5 protein-coding genes are annotated in these 4,208 nt (G+C 59.9%); 3 read left to right on the top strand and 2 right to left on the bottom strand.

Going from position 1 to position 4,208, the window contains the following annotated elements; all coding sequences use genetic code 11:
- On the top strand, positions 1 to 771 hold a 771-nt coding region (locus GZ093_RS20315), incomplete at its 5' end, for an acyltransferase (protein WP_296489504.1).
- A gap of 100 nt (positions 772 to 871) precedes the next feature.
- Here GZ093_RS20315 and GZ093_RS20320 read toward each other — a convergent pair.
- Both GZ093_RS20320 and GZ093_RS20325 read right to left on the bottom strand, forming a co-directional pair.
- Entirely contained in the window at positions 872 to 1,450 is a 579-nt protein-coding gene (locus GZ093_RS20320; protein ID WP_296489505.1) for an MOSC domain-containing protein, read from the bottom strand.
- A 5-nt stretch (positions 1,451 to 1,455) separates the two neighbouring features.
- A complete protein-coding gene (locus GZ093_RS20325) occupies positions 1,456 to 2,619 on the bottom strand; it encodes an acyl-CoA dehydrogenase family protein (protein ID WP_296489507.1) in 1,164 nt (387 codons plus the stop codon).
- Between the two features lie 127 nt (positions 2,620 to 2,746).
- On the opposite strand from GZ093_RS20325, the gene GZ093_RS20330 reads away from it, so the two are divergent.
- Together GZ093_RS20330 and GZ093_RS20335 are read left to right on the top strand one after the other, a co-directional pair.
- Positions 2,747 to 3,952 (top strand): acetyl-CoA C-acetyltransferase, encoded by a 1,206-nt coding sequence (locus GZ093_RS20330; protein ID WP_296489508.1) that lies wholly within the window; start codon positions 2,747 to 2,749, stop codon positions 3,950 to 3,952.
- A gap of 66 nt (positions 3,953 to 4,018) precedes the next feature.
- A partial coding sequence (locus GZ093_RS20335; RefSeq protein WP_296489510.1) for a hypothetical protein occupies positions 4,019 to 4,208 on the top strand: 190 nt, incomplete at its 3' end.

The raw sequence follows: 4,208 nt of genomic DNA on the forward strand, positions 1-4,208 counted from the left end.
GCGGTTCGCCTGTTGATCGACCCGATCTTGCTGCACATCGCCGAAGCCTGGATTGCCGGCAACAGCGGCTGGATGCGGCTGACCCAGCGCACCACCTGGGACGTGCAGGGTATTGAAGGCCTGAACTACCGCAGCTGGTACCTGGTCAACTGCAACCACCAGTCCTGGGTCGACATTCTAATGCTGCAGCATTTGTTCAACCGGCGCATACCCTTGCTCAAGTTCTTTTTAAAGCATCAGCTGATCTGGGTGCCGGTGATGGGGCTGGCCTGGTGGGCGCTGGAGTTTCCGTTCATGCGCCGCCACAGTGAGGAGTTCCTGAAACAGCACCCCGAGATGCGCGGCAAAGACCAGGAGACCACGCGCAAGGCCTGTGAGAAATATGCCTTGATTCCCACCAGCGTGATGAATTTTCTGGAAGGCACGCGCTTCACGCCAGCCAAACAACAGCGACAAAAATCACCCTACAAGCACCTGCTCAAACCCAAGGTCGGCGGCATGGCGCTGGCGCTGAACGCGATGGGCGACAAGTTTCAAGCCATCCTGGATGTGACCATTGTCTACCCGGACGGCGCCCCCACGTTCTCGCAATTCGCGACCGGGCAACTGCACCGCGTCACCGTGCGCGTGCGGGCCTTGCCCGTTCCGCAGCACCTGGTACAAGGCGATTACGCCGGCGACCCGGCAGTGCGCGAGGCGTACCAGCAGTGGGTGCATCAGATGTGGCTGGACAAGGACGCGCAGATTGAGGCGCTTCTGGCATCTTCATAGGTAAAATCGAGCTGTAGCCCACGTGCTATAAGCGTAGCATGCTATAAATTTATGCAATTACTCAGGTCACCAGTGAAATGCATACAAGGTCGGGTTAGGGTCAGCGCAAGTGCTTGAACATCTTGGCCTTGAATGACTCGGTGATACGCAGGCGCCGCGGGCCGGGCACCAAGTCAAAGCCCTCGCCGGCCCGCAAATGCCCTGGCTGGTCCACCGCCAGATAGAAACCGCAGCAACCGTGTTGTGCCATGGTCTTGGCGGCGCCATTGAAACCCATCGCGGCATTGAACTTGTAGCAAGGCTCGCGCGGCTGCGTCACCCGCAGCGCACAGTGGGCAAACCAGAGCACGTCGCCGACCCAGACATCCGCTTCCAGCACACCCTGCAGCGTCAGGTTTTCACCCACTGAGCCAAAAGGCAGCGCGTCATCAATTTCGGTCAGACCGGCTGCTGCACGCGCCGCGCGCCAGAACGGGTAATGCTCCGCGGGATAGGCGTAAACCGCTTTGTCCAGACCGCCATGCACTGACAAATCAGCCTGCTCATCGCCCGCCAGGCCCAGCGGCCCCACCAGGACGGCGCCTGTGACCGGCAGCTTGTGGATGGCGCTCAGGATGGCGCGGCCGTCGATTTGAATGCGCCGGGCCGGCGCAGCCTGGATGCTGAGAAGCGTGGGCATGCAGGCTATTTGGCGCCCAGCCCCATCGCCCGCGTGATCACCTCTTTCATGATCTCGTTGGTGCCGCCGTAGATGCGCTGCGGCCGCGCGTCAACGTAGGCGCGCGTGATGGGGTATTCCCACATGTAGCCATAGCCGCCAAACAGTTGCACGCACTCGTCCATCACCTTGCACTGCAAATCGCTGCACCAGTACTTGGCCATGCTGGCGGTGGCGGTGTCGAGCGTGTCCATCATCAAGAGTTCAGTGCATTTGTCGATGAACACCTGCGCAATCTGGACCTCGGTCTGCAGTTCCGCCAGGGTAAAGCGCGTGTTCTGGAAAGCCGCCACCGGTTGGCCGAACACTTTGCGCTCCTTGACATAAGCCACGGTCCAGTCAATGGCGGCCTGCGAGGCGGCAATGGCGCCGATGGCGATTTGCAGTCGCTCCCACGGCAACTGCTCCATCAGGCAGATGAAGCCCCGGTTTTCGTGCGCGGAGCCACCGAGCAGGTTGTCAGCCGAGATGCACACGTTGTCAAAGAAGAGCTCCGAGGTGTCCTGCGCTTTCATGCCCATTTTCTTCAAGCGCTTGCCCACCGTGAAGCCCGGCATGCCACGCTCGACCAGCAGCAAACTGGTGCCCTTGGCGCCGGCTTGCGGGTTGGTCTTGGCCACCACAATCACCAGATCGGCGTGCCAACCGTTGGTAATAAAGGTCTTGCTGCCGTTGAGCAGGTAGCTGCCGTCAGACTGCATGATCGCGGTGGCCTTGATGCCCTGCAGGTCCGAGCCAGCGGCGGGCTCGCTCATGGCGATGGCGCCAATCATCTCGCCGCTGGCCAGCTTGGGCAGGTATTTTTGCTTTTGTTCTTGCGTTCCATAGTGAAGGATGTAGGGCGCCACAATTTCACTGTGTAGGCCGTAGCCGATGCCGCTGAACCCGGCACGACCGATTTCTTCGAGTTGCACCACCGAAAACAGCTTGTCGGCGCCAGCGCCACCGTATTCTTCCGGCATGGCCATGCATAAAAAGCCGTTGTCACCGGCTTTGGTCCACACTGCGCGATCCACGTAACCCTGCTCCTCCCAGTCCGCATGAAAGGGGGCAATCTCCTTGTCGATGAAGCGCCGGAAGCTGTCGCGAAAGGCTTCGTGGTCAGGGGTAAAAAGGGTTCTTTGGATCATGGCGGCACCTGGTTAAAAACAATTAGTCTATTTATACAAAGCAATCGCTTTGCGAAAAGCAATATACTGTATTCTGATCGTTCGCAGCACCTCATTTTCTGAAAATTGATTTTCAATTGGAGCCCCCATGACTGAAGCATTTGTGTATGACGCCATCCGCACGCCACGCGGCAAAGGAAAAAAAGACGGCAGCCTGTATGAGGTCAAGCCCGTCAACCTGCTGGCGGGGCTGCTGACCGAGCTGCAGCGCCGCAACGACTTCGACACCGCCAAGGTGGATGACGTGGTCATGGGCGTGGTGTCTCCCGTAGGCGACCAGGGCGCGGTGATTGCCAAGGTGGCAGCGCTCAAGGCCGGTTGGGACTTCACCTGCGCCGGCATGCAGATCAACCGTTTTTGCGCCTCGGGCCTGGAAGCGGTCAACCTGGCGGCACAAAAGGTGCGCTCCGGCTGGGAAGAGCTGGTGGTGGCCGGTGGCGTCGAGAGCATGAGCCGCGTGCCGCTAGGCTCGGACGGCGGCGCCTGGGCGATGGACCCGGAAACCAGCTCCGCCACAGGCTTTGTACCGCAGGGCATTGGTGCCGATTTGATTGCCACGCTGGAAGGCTTTTCACGCCAGGACGTCGATGCGTTTGCGCTCGAATCGCAGAAGCGCGCCACCCAGGCAAGAGCCAGTGGCTACTTTGACCGGTCAATCGTGCCTGTCAAAGACTTTCTGGACCAGGTCATTCTGGCCCAGGACGAGTTCATCAAGCCGCAAACCACCCTCGAAGGCTTGGCATTGCTCAAGCCCGCGTTCGAGCAGATGGGCGGCATGGGTTTCGACCAGCTCGCCCTCACCCGCTACCCGCAGGTGGAGCGCATCCACCATGTGCACCATGCCGGCAATTCATCCGGCATCGTTGATGGTGCTGCCGCCGTTTTGATTGGCTCCGAGGCCGCCGGCAAGGCGCACGGATTCACGCCCCGCGCGCGCATCGTGGCGGCCGCCCTGAGCGGCGCGGACCCGACCATCATGCTGACCGGCCCGATGCCGGCCGCCCGCAAGGCGCTGGCCAAAGGCGGTCTGACAATTGATCAGATCGACCTGTTCGAAGTGAACGAGGCCTTTGCAGCCGTGGTGATGCGCTTCATGAAAGAAATGAAAGTGCCGCATGACAAGGTCAACGTCAACGGCGGCGCCATTGCCATGGGCCACCCGCTGGGCGCCACCGGTGCGATGCTCATCAGCACCGTGATCGACGAACTGCACCGGCGCCAGCTGCGTTACGGCATGGTCACGCTGTGCGTGGGCGGGGGCATGGGGATTGCCACGATTGTGGAGAGAATTTAAACGAAATCGGGCTCTAGCCCCCGTATTTATTGCGTAAGCAGCTATTAATTTCATATAAACATCACCATGAAAACCATCCAGTACGAATTACACGACGGCATCGCCACCATCACCTTTGACGAACCGAACTCGCCCGTCAACACCATGGGATTGCAGTGGCAAGAAGACCTGTCGGAGTTGGTAGCCCAGGTTTTGGCGGACCAGGACAGGATCAAAGGCATCCTTCTGACGTCTGCCAAATCCACCTTCTTTGCGG

It is taken from the genome of Rhodoferax sp., assembly GCF_010365055.1.
Lineage (GTDB): Bacteria > Pseudomonadota > Gammaproteobacteria > Burkholderiales > Burkholderiaceae_C > Rhodoferax.

Excerpts from the sequence above, each read along its gene's own strand:
- GZ093_RS20320 (WP_296489505.1), bottom strand. The coding sequence starts at position 1,450 with ATGCCCACGCTTCTCAGCATCCAGGCTGCGCCGGCCCGGCGCATTCAA.
- GZ093_RS20325 (WP_296489507.1), bottom strand. The coding sequence starts at position 2,619 with ATGATCCAAAGAACCCTTTTTACCCCTGACCACGAAGCCTTTCGCGAC.
- GZ093_RS20330 (WP_296489508.1), top strand. The coding sequence starts at position 2,747 with ATGACTGAAGCATTTGTGTATGACGCCATCCGCACGCCACGCGGCAAA.